The sequence below is a fragment of the Pseudomonas sp. S4_EA_1b genome, from assembly GCF_016307435.1.
GTDB lineage: Bacteria > Pseudomonadota > Gammaproteobacteria > Pseudomonadales > Pseudomonadaceae > Aquipseudomonas > Aquipseudomonas rhodesiae.
Genome location: NZ_JAEILC010000010.1, coordinates 194,999 through 214,208, shown reverse-complemented (window position 1 = coordinate 214,208; position 19,210 = coordinate 194,999). Strand labels below are relative to the sequence as shown.

General features: G+C 60.0%; 19 protein-coding genes. 10 read left to right on the top strand and 9 right to left on the bottom strand.

Translation table 11 applies throughout. The annotated features are described in order from the left end of the window. The first annotated feature begins 31 nt into the window (after positions 1 to 31). Complete coding sequence (gene punR / locus YA0848_RS03630; RefSeq protein WP_034096516.1) at positions 32 to 955, top strand: DNA-binding transcriptional activator PunR; 924 nt, start codon at positions 32 to 34, stop codon at positions 953 to 955. Here punR and YA0848_RS03625 read toward each other — a convergent pair. After that, positions 927 to 2,105 carry an aspartate aminotransferase family protein gene (locus YA0848_RS03625; RefSeq protein WP_034112486.1) on the bottom strand — a complete coding sequence of 393 codons (1,179 nt, stop codon included), beginning with the start codon at positions 2,103 to 2,105 and terminating at the stop codon, positions 927 to 929. The two genes, punR and YA0848_RS03625, sit on opposite strands and share 29 nt — an antisense overlap. Positions 2,106 to 2,207: 102 nt before the next feature. Between YA0848_RS03625 and YA0848_RS03620 the strand changes: the two genes are divergently transcribed. Then, positions 2,208 to 3,113, top strand: coding sequence for a LysR family transcriptional regulator (locus tag YA0848_RS03620; RefSeq protein ID WP_034112485.1), 906 nt, complete (start codon positions 2,208 to 2,210; stop codon positions 3,111 to 3,113). On the opposite strand, the gene YA0848_RS03615 is transcribed toward YA0848_RS03620, so the two are convergent. Both YA0848_RS03615 and fabV read right to left on the bottom strand, forming a co-directional pair. Next, entirely contained in the window at positions 3,110 to 3,733 is a 624-nt protein-coding gene (locus YA0848_RS03615) for an HAD family hydrolase (RefSeq protein WP_034096513.1), read from the bottom strand. The genes YA0848_RS03620 and YA0848_RS03615 overlap by 4 nt on opposite strands. 208 nt (positions 3,734 to 3,941) lie before the next feature. Next, positions 3,942 to 5,138 (bottom strand): enoyl-ACP reductase FabV, encoded by a 1,197-nt coding sequence (gene fabV, locus YA0848_RS03610; protein ID WP_034096512.1) that lies wholly within the window; start codon positions 5,136 to 5,138, stop codon positions 3,942 to 3,944. Positions 5,139 to 5,445: 307 nt separating this feature from the next. On the opposite strand from fabV, the gene YA0848_RS03605 reads away from it, so the two are divergent. The 4 genes from YA0848_RS03605 to YA0848_RS03590 all read left to right on the top strand — a co-directional run bounded on the left by YA0848_RS03605 (position 5,446) and on the right by YA0848_RS03590 (position 8,604). Next, positions 5,446 to 6,270 carry an aspartyl/asparaginyl beta-hydroxylase domain-containing protein gene (locus tag YA0848_RS03605; protein ID WP_034112483.1) on the top strand — a complete coding sequence of 275 codons (825 nt, stop codon included), beginning with the start codon at positions 5,446 to 5,448 and terminating at the stop codon, positions 6,268 to 6,270. 147 nt (positions 6,271 to 6,417) lie between these two features. Beyond that, positions 6,418 to 7,791, top strand: coding sequence for a nucleotide 5'-monophosphate nucleosidase PpnN (ppnN, locus tag YA0848_RS03600; RefSeq protein ID WP_034096510.1), 1,374 nt, complete (start codon positions 6,418 to 6,420; stop codon positions 7,789 to 7,791). A gap of 163 nt (positions 7,792 to 7,954) precedes the next feature. Beyond that, a complete protein-coding gene (locus tag YA0848_RS03595; RefSeq protein WP_034096509.1) occupies positions 7,955 to 8,212 on the top strand; it encodes an AbrB/MazE/SpoVT family DNA-binding domain-containing protein in 258 nt (85 codons plus the stop codon). Then, positions 8,209 to 8,604 (top strand): PIN domain-containing protein, encoded by a 396-nt coding sequence (locus YA0848_RS03590; protein WP_099312541.1) that lies wholly within the window; start codon positions 8,209 to 8,211, stop codon positions 8,602 to 8,604. Before YA0848_RS03595 ends, YA0848_RS03590 begins: the two co-directional genes overlap by 4 nt. Positions 8,605 to 8,611: 7 nt before the next feature. Here the strand turns inward: YA0848_RS03590 and YA0848_RS03585 are convergent, their stop codons facing one another. The 4 genes from YA0848_RS03585 to YA0848_RS03570 all read right to left on the bottom strand — a co-directional run bounded on the left by YA0848_RS03585 (position 8,612) and on the right by YA0848_RS03570 (position 11,974). Next, positions 8,612 to 8,941 carry a YXWGXW repeat-containing protein gene (locus YA0848_RS03585; protein ID WP_034096507.1) on the bottom strand — a complete coding sequence of 110 codons (330 nt, stop codon included), beginning with the start codon at positions 8,939 to 8,941 and terminating at the stop codon, positions 8,612 to 8,614. Positions 8,942 to 9,073: 132 nt separating this feature from the next. Next, complete coding sequence (locus YA0848_RS03580) at positions 9,074 to 9,967, bottom strand: DMT family transporter (RefSeq protein ID WP_169867561.1); 894 nt, start codon at positions 9,965 to 9,967, stop codon at positions 9,074 to 9,076. Between the two features lie 23 nt (positions 9,968 to 9,990). Beyond that, positions 9,991 to 10,800: a 2OG-Fe(II) oxygenase family protein gene (locus tag YA0848_RS03575; RefSeq protein WP_232925022.1), complete on the bottom strand. Its 810-nt coding sequence runs from the start codon at positions 10,798 to 10,800 to the stop codon at positions 9,991 to 9,993. A 181-nt stretch (positions 10,801 to 10,981) separates the two neighbouring features. Next, positions 10,982 to 11,974 carry a hypothetical protein gene (locus YA0848_RS03570; RefSeq protein ID WP_034096505.1) on the bottom strand — a complete coding sequence of 331 codons (993 nt, stop codon included), beginning with the start codon at positions 11,972 to 11,974 and terminating at the stop codon, positions 10,982 to 10,984. A 122-nt stretch (positions 11,975 to 12,096) separates the two neighbouring features. Here YA0848_RS03570 and YA0848_RS03565 point away from each other — a divergent pair, with 122 nt between their 5' ends. Then, on the top strand, positions 12,097 to 12,945 hold the full coding sequence (locus tag YA0848_RS03565) for a LysR family transcriptional regulator (protein WP_034096504.1): 849 nt from the start codon (positions 12,097 to 12,099) through the stop codon (positions 12,943 to 12,945). Positions 12,946 to 13,014: 69 nt separating this feature from the next. Here YA0848_RS03565 and mqo read toward each other — a convergent pair whose 3' ends face one another. Continuing rightward, positions 13,015 to 14,661, bottom strand: coding sequence for a malate dehydrogenase (quinone) (gene mqo, locus YA0848_RS03560; RefSeq protein ID WP_034112477.1), 1,647 nt, complete (start codon positions 14,659 to 14,661; stop codon positions 13,015 to 13,017). Between the two features lie 503 nt (positions 14,662 to 15,164). On the opposite strand from mqo, the gene YA0848_RS03555 reads away from it, so the two are divergent. Continuing rightward, positions 15,165 to 16,352: an MFS transporter gene (locus YA0848_RS03555; RefSeq protein ID WP_034096502.1), complete on the top strand. Its 1,188-nt coding sequence runs from the start codon at positions 15,165 to 15,167 to the stop codon at positions 16,350 to 16,352. A gap of 95 nt (positions 16,353 to 16,447) precedes the next feature. Here YA0848_RS03555 and YA0848_RS35855 read toward each other — a convergent pair whose 3' ends face one another. Next, positions 16,448 to 16,666 (bottom strand): hypothetical protein, encoded by a 219-nt coding sequence (locus YA0848_RS35855; RefSeq protein WP_082238613.1) that lies wholly within the window; start codon positions 16,664 to 16,666, stop codon positions 16,448 to 16,450. A gap of 205 nt (positions 16,667 to 16,871) precedes the next feature. On the opposite strand from YA0848_RS35855, the gene dusA reads away from it, so the two are divergent. Both dusA and tal read left to right on the top strand, forming a co-directional pair. Next, on the top strand, positions 16,872 to 17,858 hold the full coding sequence (gene dusA, locus YA0848_RS03550) for a tRNA dihydrouridine(20/20a) synthase DusA (protein WP_034112474.1): 987 nt from the start codon (positions 16,872 to 16,874) through the stop codon (positions 17,856 to 17,858). A 275-nt stretch (positions 17,859 to 18,133) separates the two neighbouring features. Then, positions 18,134 to 19,060 (top strand): transaldolase, encoded by a 927-nt coding sequence (tal, locus tag YA0848_RS03545; RefSeq protein WP_034096500.1) that lies wholly within the window; start codon positions 18,134 to 18,136, stop codon positions 19,058 to 19,060. Positions 19,061 to 19,210: the final 150 nt, after the last annotated feature.

Below are 19,210 nucleotides of genomic sequence, written 5' to 3'. Positions count from 1 at the left end.
ACTCTTATCAATATTTTTGAAGGCAATAGCCATGTGGTCCGAATATTCTCTGGACGTAGTAGACGCAGTGGCTCGCCATGGCAGTTTCAGCGCCGCCGCTCAGGAATTGCACCGCGTACCGTCAGCCATCAGCTATACGGTGCGTCAGTTGGAAGAATGGCTGGCGGTGCCGTTGTTCGTGCGACGTCACCGTGACGTGGAACTGACCCCCGCCGGCCGCCTGTTTATCGACGAAGCCCGGGGGGTGATGAAGAAAATGCTCGGCACGCGGCGCCTGTGCCAGCAGGTGGCCAATGGCTGGAGCGGCCAGTTGAAGGTGGCAGTGGACTCCATCGTCAAGCCCCAACGCTGCCGGCAACTGGTGCTGGATTTCTATCGACAGTTCCCCGAGGTGGAGTTGCTGTTGGAATACGAGGTGTACAACGGCGTGTGGGATGCCCTGGCCGACGAGCGCACCGACATTGTGATCGGCGCCACCAGCGCGGTGCCGGTGGCCAGCCACTTTACCTTCCGCGACATGGGCCTGTTGAACTGGCTGTGCGTGGTCAGCGCAGAACACCCGCTGGCGAGGGCCGAAGGCTTGCTCAACGACGACCAGCTGCGTCCCTTCGCTTCGCTGTGCATGACCGATACGTCGCGCAACCTGCCCAAGCGCGATACCTGGACCCTGGACAATCAACGACGCCTGGTCGTGCCCAACTGGGCGTCCGCCATCGATTGCCTGCGCGACGGCCTGTGTGTCGGCATGGCGCCGGCACATCAAGTGACGCCGTGGATCGAACGCGGCGAGCTGGTAGCGCTGCGACTCACCCGCCCCTTCCCCGCCAGCCCGTCCTGCGTGGCCTGGGCGCAGAACAAGCTGTCCCCGGCCATGGCGTGGTTGCTGGAATACCTGGGTGACACCGAAACCCTCAACCAAGAATGGCTCAATGGCCCTGATCCAATAACCGGCTAATGGCCCGCACGATCATCTCGACTTCCTTGCCGTCCAGGGTCAGCGGCGGCAGCAGGCGGATGATCTTGCCCCGCGTCACATTGATCAGCAGCCCATGTTCCTGGGCGGCGCGCTGGGCCAGGTCGCGATACGGGTTGGCCAGTTCGATGCCGATCATCAAGCCCTGCCCGCGAATCGCCAGCACCTGGGGGTGTTCCGCCAGCTCCACGCGCAGCCGCGCCAGCAAGCGTTCGCCCTGTTGCGCGGCGTTGTGCAGCAAGCCCTGCTCTTCGATGATGTCCAGCACCGTGCAGCCCACCCGGCAAGCCAGCGGGTTACCGCCAAAAGTGCTGCCATGACTGCCCGGCGTGAACAAGCGCGCCACACCGGCCCGCGCCAGGCAAGCTCCGATCGGCACGCCATTGCCAAGGCCCTTGGCCAAGGTCATCACGTCCGGCACGATGCCTTCATGCTGGAACGCGAACCACGCACCGGTGCGACCGATGCCGGTCTGGATCTCATCGAGCATCATCAGCCAACCGTGGGCGGTGCAATGATCGCGCAGGCCACGCAAATAGCCGGGCGGCGCGGGCAGTACGCCACTTTCGCCCTGGATCGGCTCCAGCAACACAGCCGCGATACGTGCGCCGTGGGTCCGGGTGATCGCCTCAATGGCGGCCAAGTCACCGAACCGGACCTTGAGAAAATTCCCCGGCAAGCGCTGAAACCCAAGGCGTACCGACGGCCCGTCACTGGCCGCCATGGTGCCCAGGGTGCGCCCGTGGAAAGCGTTCTCCATCACCACGATCAACGGCTCTTCGATATCCTTTTTCCAGCCATGCAAGCGCGCCAGTTTGAGCGCGGTTTCGTTGGCTTCGGCACCGGAGTTGTTGAAGAACGCGCAATCCAGGCCGGACAGCTGCGCAAGACGCTGGGCCAGCCGTTTTTGCCAGTCGATGCTGTAGAGGTTGGAGGTGTGCAACAACAGACCGGCCTGCTCGCTGATGGCCGCCACTAGGCTCGGGTGGGAATGCCCGACATTAGTCACCGCCACACCCGCCACCGCATCGAGGTACTCGCGACCCTGCTGGTCCCACAGACGCGTGCCCAGGCCACGGGCGAAGCTCAGGGCCAAGGGTTGGTAGGTGGTCATAAGGCAGGCGGCGGTCATGGTGCGGGCTCCAAGTCATCAGGTTGATGGTCTCAGTATCGTTAGCCACCTGAGCTGGATAAACTGCGCATTTGTGCAATGACTTTAAATCAGGGCTTGATAATGGATCTGTTCCAGGCAATGTCGGTGTACGTAAAAGTGGTGGAGACCGGCAGCATGACAGCGGCGGCCCACGCCTGCGGCATGTCGACCACGATGGTCGGCAACCACCTGCGAGCCCTGGAACAGCGCCTGGGAGTCAGCCTGCTCAAGCGCACCACGCGCAAGCAGAGCCTTACGGAGTTCGGCGGCCAGTATTACCAACGCTGTCTGGAGGTGCTGGGGCTGGTGGCCGACTCCGAACAACTGGCCGAACAGGCCCACAGCGACGTGCCTAGAGGCACCTTGCGCATCACCGCCCCACCCGCCTTCGGCACCGAGCGCCTGGCGCCGGCGTTGAGCGAATTCTCCCAACGTTATCCGCAGATCAAGCTCTATGTGGTGCTCAGCAACCAGCGCATGGACCTGGTCGACAGTGGCTTCGACGTGGCGATCCGCTTGGGCGAGTTGGAACCGTCGAGCCTGATCGCCCGGCCCATGCAGGACTACACCATCACCCTCTGCGCTTCGCCGAGCTACCTGGCGCGACGCGGCACGCCGACCAAGCCCGAAGACCTGCAACTCCACGACTGCCTGGCATTCGCCTATCCGTCCACCGACGACTGGCGCAACGCCGACAAGCTCTGGCGCATGACGGGAGCGGACGGCGAAGTGGAAATCCCGGTGTCCGGATCGTTGACCATCAATAGCTCACAAGCCCTGCGCCAAGCGGCGGTGCAAGGCATGGGCATCGTGATGCTGCCCGATGCGCTGGTCCAGCCCGATCTGCACAGCGGCAACCTTGTGGCGTTGCTGACCGACTATCAATTGCCCAGCCGTCCCATGCATGTGCTGTACGGCCAGGATCGTTATCGCCTGCCCAAGTTGCGAGCGTTTGTCGATTTTGTGATGGAGAAATGGGCGCGCTAAAAGCCCACGCCCAATTCACGCAACCGTGCCGATGTCTGCTCGGCCGATACATGATGAATGCCCTGCCAACCCAAAGCGCTGGCGGCTTCGGCGTTGTCGGCCACGTCATCGATGAACACCACTTCGCTCGGCTGGATATCGGCCAGATGGGCACGCACCTGCGCGAGGCTGGCGTGGTAGATCGCCGGGTCGGGCTTGATCAGTTTCACTTCGCCAGACACGACGATGTCACGCAAGCACTGCAGGAACGGGTAGTGTTTACGAGCATAGGGGAAGGTTTCGGCAGACCAGTTGGTGAGCCCGAACAAGGGCATGTTTGCGGTGTGCAAGGCCTGGAGAATCGCCACGCCTTCAGGCAATGGGCCGCGCAGCATTTCGTGCCAGCGGTCGTAATAGGCCGTGATCAGGTATCTATGCTGGGGGTGTTGATCGATCAGGATTTGCGTGGCTTCGGCCAGCGGCCGCCCCGCATCTTGTTCGGTATTCCAGGCCTGGGTGCAGATGTTATCCAGAAACCACTGCCGTTCTTGATCGTCGGCAATCAGTTTGCGGTAGAGGTGATGCGGGCTCCAATCGAAGAGAACACCGCCGAAATCAAAAACTACTGCACGAATCGTCATCAGATCCTCCGTTGGCTTGGCTTGATAGCGGGAGGAGTCTGGCAGATTTGAAGGGAGGGAACGGCGCGCTGAAGCGTAAGAAACCTCTGAAACGCACACAAATCAAAGTGGGAGGGGACTTGCCCCCGACGGCGGTAGCTCAGCTACAGCTGAGCTGTCTGACGCGACGCCATCGGGGCAAGCCCCCTCCAACATTTTTAACCGCGCTTTAGGCTTGGATCAGACCGTTGATCTTCACCGTCGGGTTCACGTCAGCCTCGTAGTCCACACCCTCGACTTCAAAGCCGAACAAGCGCAGGAACTCCGCCTTGTAGCCGGCAAAATCGCTGATCTCGTCGACGTTTTCATCGGTCACTTGGTTCCACAGCGCCGCCACGGCGTCCTGGACTTTCGGCTCCAGCTCAGCCAGGTCGGCACGCAGGCGGCCGTCGGTGTCGAGCTTCGGTGCCTTGCCGTACAGGCTGTCCTTGAACAGGCCGTAGACCTGCTCGATGCAACCTTCGTGGGTGCCCTGCTCTTTCATCACTTTAAACAGCAACGACAGGTACAGCGGCATGATCGGAATCGCGGAGCTGGCCTGGGTGACCACCGCCTTGAGTACCGACACGCGGGCGTCGCCTTTCAATGCCGCGAGGTTTTCACGCAGGGTCAGGACTTTCTTGTCCAGGTCTTTCTTGGCTTCGCCGATGGAGCCGTTCCAGTAGATGTCCTGGGTCAGCTTTTCGCCGAGGTAGGTGAACGCGGTGGTCTTGGCGCCTTCGGCCAGTACATCCGCGTCACGCAGGGCGTCGATCCACAGTTGCCAGTCTTCGCCACCCATGACCTTCACGGTGCCGTCGATTTCTTCCTGGGTCGCCGGCTCCAGGGTGGTGTCGACCACTACGCCTTTGTCGGTGTTGATACCACGCAGGGTCACGGCCTTGCCGATCGGCTTGAGCGTGGAGTTGTAGACTTCACCGGTCTTCGGGTCGGTACGGCGTGGCGCGGCCAGGCTGTAGACCACCAGGTCGATCTTGCCCAGGTCTTTCTTGATGGTGTCGATGGTCAGGCGCTTGATCTCGTCGGAGAACGCGTCGCCGTTGATGCTCTTGGCGTACAGGCCTTTTTCGACGGCAAACTTCTCGAACGCGGCGCTGTTGTACCAGCCGGCGGAACTCAGCTTGCCTTCTTCGCCTTCTTTCTCAAAAAACACGCCCAGGGTATCGGCGCCGCAGCCAAACGCGGCACTGATGCGCGCGGCCAGGCCGTAGCCGGTGGAGGCACCGAGAACCAGCACCTTCTTCGGGCCGCCTTCGATGGTGCCGTGTTGAGTCACGTAGTCGATCTGCTCTTTGACGTTCGCCTCACAGCCAACAGGGTGGGCGGTTACACAGATGAAGCCACGAACCCGCGGTTTGATGATCATAAAATTTCTGCCTCTTCCAAGGTGCCGAAGGCCAGTGGTAGCCATTCAACTTCAATCGTACCGGTCTATGACGTCCAAAAAACCGAAGCGTCACGATAGTCGCAAATCTTGCGTTTACAAAATCCAATGCACGGGACCCTGCGGGGTTAAAAACTGTGTAAAGCCTTCACAATTTCGCACTATTTAAAATGCCGACGAGGCGGCAAACGCCTTATGATGACGCAAATGTTTCAACATGTTTCAAAACCACCACTCGCGGCCACGGATACGGACCTGTCGAATGGCGTCCTGCTGGAGCTTGAGTGTCATGAATAAGTCTGCGTTGCGTAAAAAAGCGGTGTCTGTTGCCTGGGTTATCGGCGTGTTGCTGTTTATGGGAGTGTTTCCCATGACCACCGTGGTTTTTCTAAGCCTGGTGCTGGTCTGCGGGATCTACGATTTCCTGCGCAACGGCCTGTATGACGCGCCCACCGTCAAAAAGTATTTTATCGGCAGCGGCCGCAACACTTGGTTGCTGGCGCCGTTCAACACCCTGTTCGACCTGTTGAGTTCGCGCAATCGCCATGTGTATACGATGCGTGACTTGCCGCCTGCCTGGCGCGAGGAGCTGCAACAGGTGATCGACGATGCCATGGCCCACAAGGATGAAATCATCGGCTATCTGGATGAGCGCATGGCCGAGAAGAAACGCGGCATGTTGTTTTTCCAATGGTACGGTCGGCCGATCGAAACCACGCTGAACATCCCGCAACTGCGGCAAAAGCTGCCGTTCGTAAAAACCATCGGCGTGTCGGTATTCAACGAGAACCGCTCCACGTCTTTTCACTTCGGCCCGCTGCGCATGATGTTCCGCGTGCTCTACAACATGGCACCGGCGCCCCATCACGATGGGGTGTATATCCAGGTGGGCGAGCACAAGCACTACTGGCATGACGATCCGCTGTTTATCTTCGATGACACCCTGATGCACGCGTCCTTCAACAAAAACGACGCCAAGCGCTACTGCCTGTTTATCGACATTGTGCGGCCGACCCCGCTGCCGGCGGTGCTTAACGCCGTGATCGCCGGGTTTGCCGCCATGGTCTTTACCCTGCGTCGGGTTTTCTACAAAAACTGGAAGCTGATCGAGTAAGTTCTGCGGCATGATGGTGCTGGACGGTGTTTGCGCTCGGCCGTGTGGCTGAGGTAAAAACCGTCTCGTGCGACCGTGATCGGCGCCCACCTTTCTCAAGCCATCGCCCCCAAGGGGATGCGGTGGCTGCGCTTTCAAGGAATCAGAATGCCCCAACGTCAAGTCATCAATGCCTCCGTCAGCCCCAAGGGCAGCCTCGAAACCCTCTCCCAACGCGAAGTCCAGCAACTGAGCGAAGCCGGTACCGGCAGCATCTACACCCTGTTCCGCCAATGCGCCCTGGCGATCCTCAATACCGGCGCGCATATCGATAACGCCAAGACCATCCTCGACGCCTACAAAGACTTTGAAGTGCGCATCCACCAGCAGGACCGTGGCGTGCGCTTGGAATTGCTCAATGCCCCGGCCGACGCCTTCGTCGATGGCGAAATGATCGCCAGCACCCGCGAGATGCTGTTCAGCGCCCTGCGCGACATCGTCTACACCGAGAACGAGCTGGACAGCCAGCGCATCGACCTGAGCAACTCCCAGGGCATCACCGACTATGTGTTCCATCTGCTGCGCAACGCACGCACGCTGCGTCCGGGCGTGGAACCGAAGATCGTGGTGTGCTGGGGCGGTCACTCGATCAATACCGAAGAATACAAATACACCAAGAAAGTCGGGCACGAACTCGGCCTGCGCAGCCTGGACGTGTGCACCGGTTGTGGCCCAGGCGTGATGAAAGGCCCGATGAAGGGCGCGACCATTTCCCACGCCAAGCAGCGCATCACCGGCGGGCGTTACCTGGGCCTGACCGAGCCGGGCATCATCGCCGCCGAAGCGCCGAACCCGATCGTCAATGAACTGGTGATCCTGCCGGACATCGAAAAACGCCTGGAAGCCTTCGTGCGCGTGGGCCACGGCATCATCATCTTCCCAGGCGGCGCCGGCACCGCTGAAGAATTTCTGTACCTGCTGGGCATCCTGATGCACCCGGATAACCGCGATGTGCCGTTCCCGGTGATCCTCACCGGGCCACAACAGGCCGCGCCGTATCTGCAACAACTGCACGCGTTCGTCGGCGCCACCCTTGGCGAAGCGGCGCAGGCGCACTACCAAATCATCATCGACGACCCGGCCGAAGTGGCCCGCCAGATGAACGCCGGCCTCAAGGAGGTGAAGCAGTTCCGCCGCGAGCGCAACGACGCCTTCCACTTCAACTGGCTGCTGAAGATTGACGAAGGCTTCCAGCGCCCGTTCGATCCGACCCACGAGAACATGGCTAGCCTGCAACTGAGTCACGCCCTGCCGCCTCACGAACTGGCGGCGAACCTGCGTCGCGCGTTCTCCGGGATCGTCGCGGGCAACGTGAAGGACAAGGGCATCCGCCTGATCGAAGAAAATGGGCCGTACGAGATCCATGGCGATCCGGCGATCATGAAACCGCTGGATGAACTGTTGAAGGCATTCGTGGCCCAGCACCGCATGAAACTGCCCGGCGGCGCCGCGTATGTGCCGTGTTATCGCGTGGTGCAGTAAGCGCGTTCATAGTTTGTATTGCTTTGGCGCCGGATCGGGCGTGCGAGCGTTAAAAGTTCGGACTAGGTTTTGACCTACCCCACTTTTAACTTGAGCCGAACACGCTATGGACCAACGGACCTTGTCCTCCATCATTCCTTACCTTAGGGTAAGGAATACCCCGATGGAGCTCTTTGCTATGGCCACCGCCACCCTCACCTCTAAAGGACAAATCACGATCCCCGTACAAGTCCGTACCGCCCTTGGCCTGGAAACCGGCGACCGCGTGGAATTCGTCGAGATGGAAGACGGCCGGTTTTCAATCGTTGCAGCGAGTAAAACCGTTCGCGATCTGAAGGGACTGATCCCAATGCCAGCCAAAGCGGTCTCGCTCGATGACATGAACCAGGCTATCGCTGCGCAGGGAGCTAAAGCTCGATGATCGGGCTGGATACCAATGTCTTGGTGCGCTACATCACCCAGGACGACCCGGTTCAGTCCGCTCAGGCATCCGAATTGATCGAATCCCTCACTACAGTGTCTCCAGGGTTTGTCAGCCTGGTGTCGGTTGTGGAATTGGTGTGGGTCCTGCAGAGCTGCTACGCCTGCGCCAAGCGAGACGTGGTCAGCGTGCTGGAAACCCTGCTGCGCACCCGCGAGTTGACCCTGGAACATGCCGAAGTCATCTGGCAGGCGCTACGCAAGTTCGGCGCCGGCAAAGCCGATTTCGCCGACTGCCTGATCGAGCGGTGCGCCCATGGGGCCGGCTGTGAATACACCGCGACCTTTGACGCTAATGCCGCCAAGGCAGCCGGCATGAAGCGCCTGGGCTGAGCCGGGCTCAACGCACCCAGCCACCAATCTGCCAGTGAAAGCCATCACTGCGCTGCACCCAATGCGGATGCACATAGCGATAGCCTTCGCGCACTGGCTCCCAGTGGCCATGGACCGCCACGTAGCGACCGCCCTCCCAACGCCAATAACCGCGAGACCAGATATAGCCATAACGTGCTGGCGGTTCGACTTCGACCACTTGCACCGGCGGCGGCTGCGGCGCCACCACCTCGACATATTCCCGTTGCACCGGTCGGCGCTCATGCACCACACGCTCTTGCACACACCCGGACGCAGCCACGACCACCGCCGCCAATGCCGCATAACGTAGCAACATACAAACCCCTCGGGCGTAAGCGCCCAACACCTGCCGCTGTCAAAAATCCCCCCGTTGCCGCAGCCATGCTCCTGCGTGGCCATGGACAATTTGTAACAGGCGATATCTGTCGGCTTGCTGAAGCTGAGGGCATCACGATGTGCAGGCGACGGTCGGTCGCTTGAGTCGAACCAGAATCAGACCGGCGACAACCACCGCAATGCCGGCATAGGTGGAGGCGAGAATCGCATCGCCAAACATCAACGCCGCCCACACCAAGGTCACTGGCGGCTCAAGGTAAACCAGCACTGCCACATGGGTCGCGGTCATGAACCGCAGCAGCATCCAAAGACTCAAGTAGGCAATGAAGGTCGAGAACACCGTCAGCCAGACAATCGAGATCAGTACCTCAGGCTCACGGGGAATGCTCAGGGTGTCGGTATACAACACCGCAGCGGTAAACCCGATCAGCGTCAATAGCGATTGGATAAACAGCGGCAAGACCAGGCCCGTGCTGTGTTGTTGCGCCGAACGGCGCTCATACAGGGTTGCCAGGGTCAGCCCCAACGCCGACACCAGCGGCAACAGATACATGACCAGGCCGACACTTTGCCCGCTGCTGCCGTATTGCCCCGAGATGACGATCGACACGCCGACAAACCCGATCAGCAACCCCAACCACTGCCATCCACCACTGCGCTCCCCAGCGTTCCCCGTTGACAGCGCCGCCGTCATCAACGGCTGCAAGGCCGCGATAATCGCCGCGATCCCCGGCGGCAACCCGTTCTGGATCGCGACGTAAACGCAACTTAAGTAGAGGAATTGCGAGAGAAACCCGATCACCGCGTGATGGCGTATCTGCGCCCAGGAAACCTTGAGCAACCGCACATTCAAAAACATGCCCAGGCACAGCGAGACCAACAGAAATCGCCAGAACAGCAGGTTGAATGCACCGGCACTCTGCGCGCCCAATTTGGCGCCGATAAAGCCCGAACTCCAGGACAGGACAAACACCGCCTGCAGGAGCAGCAGCTTCACATAACCCATGCGAGGCGTGCCGTGAGTGGCGCTCACGGCGCCACGCTCAACGGATCGAGATCGGCGAAGGTGATCGGCTCGATGCCCAGCCGCTGGTACTGCTCGTGGGCCGGCCGTACCAGGTCGTGTTGTAAACGGAACCACGGCCGGATCGTCCGCAAGACCCCATCGTCCGAAGCCAGGTGCCAGAACTTGTTCACATCCTCCTGGCTATAAGGGCAATGAAACGAAAGCACCAACGACATACGACGACCGCGCGTAAGCGGACGCACTCCATGGAACACACGGCTGCCGTAGATATACACCGCATCACCACTGGATTTGACCGAGCAACTGCGCACACGCTGATCCAGCTCCTCGACATCGAACTGTTCAGCGGTGCCATCGAAGTAGACGAACTCGCCGCCGTCATACTCGTCGGACTCAGACAGCAGAATATTCAACACGAAACTGGTGCCGTCGGTGTGCCACATGCCGATCTGTGCCTTGTCGTGGTGTGCCTGAGGCGGATAGAAATAGTTGACCTGGGAACGCGCCCGCGGGAACGGATGGGGCACCAACGGAACCCCGGCAATGCGCGATACAGCCAGCAGAAAGGCCCGACTGTTCATCATCTCGCGTATCAATGTGGACGACTCGGTGACGCCGCGGGTGCGGTTCGAGATGATCCAGTCACTGGTGCTGGAACCCGCCTCCAGCTGATAACAGGCACGCCGCAGTTGGAGGATGCCCTGCTCGCTGAACAGCCCGGATACCTGGGCCAAGGCCGTCAACTGTTGAGACGTGGAAACCGCCAAGGGCGAGGCCACATAACCCAAGTCCGCAAGGGTGCGGCTCCCCATGAGACTGGGCCCATCCGTTCGCAAATAGCTGTCACGCCAAGGTTGCAACGTATCGAGCAATGCGCCCGGATGTTTACAACGGGATGTGGGGGCCAATGACGCCTGCAAGGCTGATCTGACGCGCGCGAAGCCTTGGGCGAATACCGGTAGCTCACTTTGTCTTTTCATGGTGATGCCTCACTCAATTGACGGCCGCGTGATCCGCGCAATATTCCGACAGCTGAAACAGCACGCTGCCGTCACCGCTGCAGTACTCGCCGATGACGCGGCAACCGCCGTAGTCCTGGCGTACGCGGGTAAATTGTTCGCGGGTGTACTTCAAACAGACATTGGTCAACAGGTAGCCCTGTGCCGAGCCTTTGCTGACGGGCAACAAGGTGGCGGCAACGCGGTAGCGATCCACCCCGTGCTCGATTTCTAAAACAACCACTTCGTGCTCGCCGGTTTTCTGGAAGCCGAGCTTCATGCCGATCAGGTCGGAGAATCGATACATACAGTCGTGCCGGTAAAAGCGCTGGATGTGTTCGTCGCCCTGGGCAGTGGACAGTTGCATCTCCGAAAGCACGTAGGTTCGCGCGCCACCAATACGCCGTAGGATCTGTCCGATGGTGTCGGGCAGTTCATTGCCTTCCTGAAACCCCAGCATGGTGATCAGCGTCACATCCTGCCCGCAGTCGATGTGACGCCTGTACAGCGAGCGAAAATCCGTCGACAAGTAGCGAAACCCTTGCGGCGCTGCGAGCAATGGCTCGACCGATCGGCGCATGACCCCGTGTGATGCCTGGTTGATATCAACGGCGGTGTAATGCAACGGCTCAGCGCCGTTCTCCAGCAGGTGTCGCATCAGCGCGCAGGTTTTGATCGGCTCAGGGCCCAACTCCACATAGTGCAAGCGGTCTTGACCGACCAGCTCCACAAGGTCATCCGCCACCGCGCGCAACAGTTGACCCAATGCGCCTTGGCCACAGGGTGCGGCGCACAGATCCACGCGGTCGACGCCCTCCTGATTCAGCGAGGTCATCAGGTGCAGGATTTCTTCGCTGACCAACCGGTCCCATTCCGATAAATCAGCGCCTGTGGCCGCGTATTTAGCGGCATTTTCAACCGTCCATATCGGGCTTTCAAAGCCGTGGTTGTTCTTCAACGACGACACCACCAGCTCATTGATATCCATAAGCGCTCCCTTTCTTATTGTTCTCAGGCACGCCGGCGTACCTGCTTGACCCAAAGCCTAGGGAGCGAGCATGATTTTGTATATTTGAATAATCTGCACAACTGATCCTTAAAAGAAGAATCATGAGCAAACAATTGAATGTCGACCTGTTGCGCACCTTTCATGCGGTGGCCCGCTTTCGGCGCTTCAATGAAGCCGCCCAACATGTGCACCGCAGCGCCTCGACGGTCACCACGCAGATCCAGAAGCTCGAAGCGTTGATCGGTCAGCGTTTGTTTATCCGCAGCAATCAGGGCGTGGAGCTGACGATGTATGGCAAGAAGCTGCTCAGCGAAACCACTGACTTTCTAAAGAGCCATGACCGACTCCTCGCTTCCCTGACCCCACAACGCATGCAGGGGAAAATCCGCCTGGGCTTGCCGGACTCCTACGCACCGGCCTTTATGCGGGACTTCCTGCCGCAACTGATCGCCGACAATCCGCTGCTCGAACTGGAAGTCGAAGCCCGATCCAGTGGTGAATTGTTCACCATGTTCAGCCGTGAGCAGATCGATCTGGCGTTGATTGTCAGCGCCCAGCCGTTGGAACAAGGGGAGCTGTTGGGGTCGATACAACCGGTGTGGGTGGTTTCCGAAGATTTCACAACACCCGAACAGGCGCCGCTGCCGATCGCCGTGCAATTGAACGGTTGCCCCTACCGCGCCTCCGCCATGCGGGTGCTCAAGGACAACGGCACCTACTACCGGGTGCTACTGGAAAGCGCCAGCTCCACGGCAGTGGAGGCGGCCATCAGTTGTGGCCTGGCCGTGGGCATGATCGAAGAAAGTCGCATCACCGCCGGGCTGACTAAAAACATTCCAGGGGTGCAACTGCCCGAACTGCCACGCCACCATCTCTACTTGCTGTCCGATAGCGCGAACTACTTGGCGCTCGATCTGCATGAGCAGTTGAAGCAGGGCTTCACCCTCTGACAGATGCCCACAAAAAAGCCCGCTGACCGTTACCGGTTCAGCGGGCTTTGTTGTGTCTTACAGCATTTTTTACAGCGCCAGGTCAGACGCCGGCTTGCTTGGCTGGGCCGCAGGCTTGGCAGCCTCGGTAGCCGTTGGTGCCGACCGCTGTGGGATTGCAGGCGGTGGTGTCAGTTGCAGGACACCGGCGGTGTAGGCCCATTCCTTGGCAACCGCTTCCGGGCTGTCGTTCAGCTTGGTGCCATAGCTCGGCACGATCTGGTGCAGTTTTTCCTGCCAGGCCGGGGTGGCGACCTTGTCCTTGAACACTTTCTGCAGCACGGTCAGCATGATCGGAGCCGCGGTGGACGCGCCTGGCGATGCACCCAACAGGCCGGCGATGGTGTTGTCGGCGGAGCTGACCACTTCGGTGCCGAGTTTCAGGACGCCGCCCTGCTCTTCGTCACGCTTGATGATCTGCACGCGCTGACCGGCCTGCCACAGACGCCAGTCGGATTGCTTGGCGTTCGGGAAGTACTCTTGCAGCGCCTTGAAACGGTCGTCATCGGACAGCATCAGTTGGCCGGCGAGGTACTCGACCAGTGGGTATTCACGAATACCGACTTTGGTCATTGGCCAGATGTTGTGGGTGGTGGTGCTGGTCAGCAGGTCCAGGTACGAACCTTCCTTCAGGAACTTGGTGGAGAAGGTCGCAAATGGGCCAAACAGGATCACGCGTTTGCCATCCAGCACACGGGTGTCCAGGTGCGGCACCGACATCGGCGGCGCGCCGACCGAAGCTTTACCGTAGGCTTTAGCCAGGTGCTGCTCGGCGATGGTCGGGTTCTCGGTCACCAGGAACGAGCCACCCACCGGGAAACCTGCGTATTCCTTGGCTTCAGGAATGCCGGACTTTTGCAGCAGGTGCAGTGCACCGCCGCCAGCGCCAATGAACACGAACTTGGCGTCGGTTTCAGTCTTGGTGCCGTCTTTCAGGTTTTTGTAGCTGACGCGCCACGAACCGTCATCGTTCTTGGTGATGTCCTGCACTTCGCTGGACAGCTTCAGATCGAACTTCGGAGTGGTTTGCAGGTGCGCGACGAACTGGCGCGTGATTTCGCCGAAGTTCACGTCGGTGCCGATCGGGGTCCAAGTGGCCGCGATTTTCTGGTTCGGGTCACGCCCTTCCATCATCAGCGGCACCCATTTGGCGATCTGCGCCGGGTCTTCGGAGTACTGCATACCGGCGAACAGCGGGCTGGCCTGCAGGGCTTCGTAGCGTTTTTTCAGGAATTTGATGTTGTCATCGCCCCACACGAAGCTCATGTGCGGTGTGGAGTTGATGAACGAACGTGGGTTCTTCAGCACGCCCTGCTGGACCTGCCAGGACCAGAACTGACGGGAGATCTGGAACGCTTCGTTGATCTCGACCGCTTTCGGGATCTCAACGTTGCCGTTCTTGTCTTCTGGGGTGTAGTTCAGCTCAGCCAGAGCCGAGTGACCAGTACCGGCGTTGTTCCAGCCGTTGGAGCTTTCTTCGGCGACGCCGTCGAGACGCTCGACCATCTCCATCGACCAATCCGGCTCCAGCTCGTTGAGCCATACGCCGAGGGTCGCGCTCATGATGCCGCCGCCGATCAGCAGCACATCGACTTTCTTAGGCTCTTGCGCTTGCGCGGTCGTGATCCCCATCGACAACGCCAGCCCCAGCAGGGCAGTGTTAACTTTCTTAAACATCAGTAGCACCTATGATAAAACGCCATCCGCCCCGCAGCCCCTGCGCCTGGGCACGCCGCTATCGCGCTGCGCCAGGCAACGCACCGCGAGGTGTGCACAGTCAATTCAGGGTCGCAGGGTGGGCACACAAAGCCGACGTATCGACTTCACTTTTATGTCCCTTCTGCGCTGACTTCTTATCATTATTGGCTTCAGCTACCCGGCGACAGCCGCCCCACGCGACGTATACAGGAGTACGTTGCGGGAACAGACCAAACCAGGACGGCGCGCAGAATATCACGGCAAAAGGCCGTTATGCGCTGTTTGGCTAATTGACAACGCCAAAACAACCGCTTTAGCGCGCTGGATCGGCCACAGTGTCAAGCCTGGCGGGCGCGACGTGGGGTCACAGCCTGGCAATCGCGCGGGAACTCTGGTGCAAATGGCTGTTCTAGACACCTTCGTCGTTGCTTGCGTAGCATCGGCGGCTGTCTTTCGTGCCCTTCATCAAAACAGAGCGATTCATGTCTATCCAGCAAACACCCGGGCATGTGCTGCCCGCGCGCAGTGCCGCCAAAATGGAAGCGGCCATGGCCGTGGGCGCGTTCGCAATCGGCACCGGCGAATTCGCCATCATGGGCCTGATGCCCGACATCGCCCATAACCTGAACTTGAGTGAACCCCAGGTCGGCCACGCCATCAGCGCTTATGCGTTGGGCGTAATGGTCGGCGCGCCGCTGCTGGCGATCCTCGGCGCCAAATTGCTGCGCAAACACATGTTGCTGTTGCTGATGGGGCTGTATGCGTTGGGCAATCTGGCCACGGCGTTTACCCCGACCTTCGGCTCGCTGGTAGCGTTTCGCTTTATCAGCGGCCTGCCCCATGGCGCCTACTTCGGCATTGCCGCCGTGGTGGCCTCCAGCATGGTGCCCACCGACAAACGCGCCGGCGCCGTGGCCCGCGTGATGATGGGCCTGACCCTGGCCATGCTGTTGGGCAACCCCATCGCCACCTTCCTCGGCCAGTACCTAGGTTGGCGCTCGGCGTTTGCACTGGTGAGTGCGATTGCTCTGTGCACCATCGCTCTGGTCTGGCAGTTCGTGCCCCACCGCCATGACGAACAACGCAGCGACCCGCGCAAAGAACTGCGCGCCTTCACCAAACCCCAGGTCTGGATGGCCCTGGCCATCGGCGCCATCGGCTTTGCCGGGATGTTCTGCGTATTCAGCTACCTGGCGCCGACCATGCTGGAAGTGACCAAGGTGTCGCCCCAGTGGATCCCCTTCGGCCTGGCAGCCTTCGGTGTGGGCGGGATCATCGGCAATATCGCCGGCGGTAAGCTTTTCGACCGCCTGCAATTTCGCGCGGTGGGTCTGATATTGGTGTGGTCGATGGCGGTGCTGCTGTTCTTCCCCGTCGCCGCATCCTCGTTATGGGGCGTGCTGCTAAGCATGGGCCTGGTCGGCACCATGGTGTCACTGGCCGCACCGCTGCAAATCCGCCTGATGGACATCGCCCACGAAGCCCCCAGCCTGGCAGCGGCCTCCAATCATGCGGCATTCAACCTCGCGAACGCCCTGGGGCCGTGGTTCGGCGGCATGGCGATCACCGCCGGGTACGGCTGGACCAGCACCGGCTACATCGGCGCCGCCACCGCACTGGTCGGCCTGGGCATCTATTTGATCGCCCGCCGCATGCAAGGCGGCCACTAACGCCACCCGCTCCACTGGAGATCAAACTGTGGGAGGGGGCTTGCCCCCGATAGCGATGGGCCAGTCAATACACCACTGACTGACCCATCACCCCATCAATCATCATGCAACAACCCCGCCCCATACTCCCCATAACTGCTCCCCAACCCACTGCCGCCAAAATTCATCTTGGCGGCTTTGTTGGGGCTGTGGTCGCCAAAGGCTTGGCACCCGCCTGAAAAACACGGGTCGCTGCTGACAGCAGAAGACGATGAACACGCGCTCAACAACAACGCACCGGCGATCAACACGACTTTGACAAGGTTTGAAGTCATTTTCGGTTCCCTAGGGGCTGGAGGCTCGGCGGTCCTCGCTTGAGCAGATCGTAGACCTACCGGGCAGAAACGATGATGAAACTTTAATGCGCGACAGGGTGGGTTCAGGCTCCTGCCGGACGGAGACGAGGCTCTTGAACGCGCAACGTTTCGGATGCATCCCTGATAAACTGCGCCCCATTCGCCTCGCTGACTCAGATCCCCCATGCTCTTACAACCCGCTCCACTCTCCCGCCGCTTCTCCGTCGCCCCGATGATGGATTGGACCGACCGCCACTGCCGGTTCTTCCTACGCCTGCTCTCCAAGCACGCCCTGCTCTACACCGAGATGGTCACCACCGGTGCGATCCTGCATGGCGATCACGAGCGCTTCCTGCGCCACAACGAAGCCGAGCACCCGCTGGCGCTTCAACTGGGCGGCAGTGTTCCCGCCGATTTGGCGGCCTGTGCGCGCATGGCCGAGGCGGCTGGTTACGATGAGGTGAATCTGAACGTCGGCTGCCCCAGCGACCGTGTGCAGAACAATATGATCGGCGCGATCCTGATGGCGCATCCGGCGCTGGTGGCCGATTGTGTGAAGGCGATGCGTGATGCAGTGTCGATTCCGGTGACGGTCAAGCATCGCATCGGTATCAACGGCCGCGACAGCTATGCCCAGTTGTGTGATTTCGTCGGGACCGTGAACGAGGCAGGCTGCACCAGTTTTACGGTGCATGCGCGGATTGCGATTCTTGAAGGCTTGTCGCCGAAGGAAAACCGCGACATTCCACCGTTACGCTATGACGTGGCGGCGCAGTTGAAGCAGGATTTTCCGGCGTTGGAGATCGTGCTCAATGGTGGGATCAAGACGCTTGAGCAGTGCCAGGAGCATTTGCAGACGTTCGATGGGGTGATGCTCGGACGTGAGGCATATCACAATCCCTATCTGCTCGCGGAGGTGGATCAGCAGTTGTTTGGCAGCGAGGTGCCGGTGATTAGTCGTGCCCAGGCGCTAGCGCAGTTGCGCCCCTATATTGCTGAGCATCTGGCGAGTGGTGGGACGATGCATCACATTACTCGGCATGTGCTGGGCTTGGGCACCGGTTTCCCTGGGGCACGCAAGTTCAGGCAGTTGTTGTCGGTGGATATTCATAAGGCGGCGGATCCGCTGGCGTTGCTGGATCAGGCTGGGGCTCTGCTGGAAGGGCGTTGATGGGATTGCTTGCAGGGGGCAGCCAAGCGTGGATTGGCTGGCGCTGCTATAGGGGGCAAGCCCCCTCCCACATTTTGACCTGGTTTCGTCAGCAGGTATTCGGGCAGTTGGGTTGAACCTGCGAGCGCTTTTGTCCTCCTATTGATCACCACGGCCGGTAATTCAAACGGCTGTTTTCAGGTTGTTGCCCTCGCAAACGATCGAACGCATTTGCGCCCTTGAGCGCTTGTTGGCGCTCGGGTAATGTCATCAGACCCATAGGACAGAGCACGCCCATGACTTCCAAGCTGGAACAACTCAAGCAGTTCACCACCGTCGTAGCCGATACCGGCGATTTTTCCACGCTCGCCAAGCTCAAGCCGCAGGATGCCACCACCAACCCTTCCCTGCTGCTCAAGGCCGCATCGATTCCAGGCTATGCCAAGCTGTTGGATGAATGCGTGCAGGACTGCAACGGCGATGTAGGCCTGGCCAGCGACCGGTTTGCGGTGGCGGTGGGTCAAGAGATTCTCAAAGTGGTACCGGGCCGTATTTCCACCGAGGTGGACGCCCGTTTGTCGTTCGACGAAGGCGCGATACTCAAGCGTGCGCACCGTCTGATCGACCTGTACGAAAAAGCCGGCGTTGGCCGTGACCGTGTGCTGATCAAAATCGCCTCCACCTGGGAAGGCATTCGCGCTGCGGAAAAGCTGGAAAAAGAAGGCATCCAGACCAACCTGACGCTGCTGTTCTCCTTCGCTCAGGCTGTGGCCTGTGCCGAAGCCGGTGTGTTCCTGATTTCGCCGTTCGTGGGCCGCATCTACGACTGGTACAAGAAAGCCAATGGCAATGACTACACCGGCGCCGACGATCCAGGTGTGCAGTCAGTGACGCGCATCTACAACTACTACAAGGCCAATGGCTACAAAACCGTGGTCATGGGCGCGAGCTTCCGCAATCTGAGCCAGATCGAAGAACTGGCCGGCTGTGATCGCCTGACCATCAGCCCGGACCTGCTGGAAAAGTTGGCGGCGGATGAAGGAAAGTTGGAGCGTAAGTTGTCGCCAGGCCATGCGGGCGAGGCGCGCGTGCATATGACTGAAGCGCAGTTCCGTTGGGAGTCCAACGAGGATGCGATGGCAACCGAGAAACTGGCCGAAGGTATTCGCCAGTTTGCGCGGGACCAGGAGAAGCTGGAGGCGCTGCTGTCCGCTAAGCTGTAAACGGCGGAGGCGACAAAAAGGGCGGTACCTGTGAGGGTACCGCCCTTTTTTGTGTCGATGTCTCAGGCCGATGTCATTTCAACAGTGGAAGATACATTGATTGACACTGCGTTATAGGGGGCAAGCCCCCTCCCACAATGGGGCGAATGA

Bases quoted from the DNA above. Each gene is read 5' to 3' on its own strand.
- YA0848_RS03615 (WP_034096513.1), bottom strand. From the start codon at position 3,733: ATGACGATTCGTGCAGTAGTTTTTGATTTCGGCGGTGTTCTCTTCGAT.
- punR (WP_034096516.1), top strand. From the start codon at position 32: ATGTGGTCCGAATATTCTCTGGACGTAGTAGACGCAGTGGCTCGCCAT.
- YA0848_RS03590 (WP_099312541.1), top strand. From the start codon at position 8,209: ATGATCGGGCTGGATACCAATGTCTTGGTGCGCTACATCACCCAGGAC.
- YA0848_RS03595 (WP_034096509.1), top strand. From the start codon at position 7,955: ATGGAGCTCTTTGCTATGGCCACCGCCACCCTCACCTCTAAAGGACAA.
- tal (WP_034096500.1), top strand. From the start codon at position 18,134: ATGACTTCCAAGCTGGAACAACTCAAGCAGTTCACCACCGTCGTAGCC.
- YA0848_RS03605 (WP_034112483.1), top strand. From the start codon at position 5,446: ATGAATAAGTCTGCGTTGCGTAAAAAAGCGGTGTCTGTTGCCTGGGTT.
- YA0848_RS35855 (WP_082238613.1), bottom strand. From the start codon at position 16,666: ATGACTTCAAACCTTGTCAAAGTCGTGTTGATCGCCGGTGCGTTGTTG.
- YA0848_RS03620 (WP_034112485.1), top strand. From the start codon at position 2,208: ATGGATCTGTTCCAGGCAATGTCGGTGTACGTAAAAGTGGTGGAGACC.
- YA0848_RS03570 (WP_034096505.1), bottom strand. From the start codon at position 11,974: ATGGATATCAATGAGCTGGTGGTGTCGTCGTTGAAGAACAACCACGGC.
- YA0848_RS03555 (WP_034096502.1), top strand. From the start codon at position 15,165: ATGTCTATCCAGCAAACACCCGGGCATGTGCTGCCCGCGCGCAGTGCC.
- YA0848_RS03565 (WP_034096504.1), top strand. From the start codon at position 12,097: ATGAGCAAACAATTGAATGTCGACCTGTTGCGCACCTTTCATGCGGTG.
- YA0848_RS03575 (WP_232925022.1), bottom strand. From the start codon at position 10,800: ATGGGGAGCCGCACCCTTGCGGACTTGGGTTATGTGGCCTCGCCCTTG.
- fabV (WP_034096512.1), bottom strand. From the start codon at position 5,138: ATGATCATCAAACCGCGGGTTCGTGGCTTCATCTGTGTAACCGCCCAC.
- YA0848_RS03625 (WP_034112486.1), bottom strand. From the start codon at position 2,105: ATGACCGCCGCCTGCCTTATGACCACCTACCAACCCTTGGCCCTGAGC.
- YA0848_RS03580 (WP_169867561.1), bottom strand. From the start codon at position 9,967: ATGGGTTATGTGAAGCTGCTGCTCCTGCAGGCGGTGTTTGTCCTGTCC.
- dusA (WP_034112474.1), top strand. From the start codon at position 16,872: ATGCTCTTACAACCCGCTCCACTCTCCCGCCGCTTCTCCGTCGCCCCG.
- ppnN (WP_034096510.1), top strand. From the start codon at position 6,418: ATGCCCCAACGTCAAGTCATCAATGCCTCCGTCAGCCCCAAGGGCAGC.
- YA0848_RS03585 (WP_034096507.1), bottom strand. From the start codon at position 8,941: ATGTTGCTACGTTATGCGGCATTGGCGGCGGTGGTCGTGGCTGCGTCC.
- mqo (WP_034112477.1), bottom strand. From the start codon at position 14,661: ATGTTTAAGAAAGTTAACACTGCCCTGCTGGGGCTGGCGTTGTCGATG.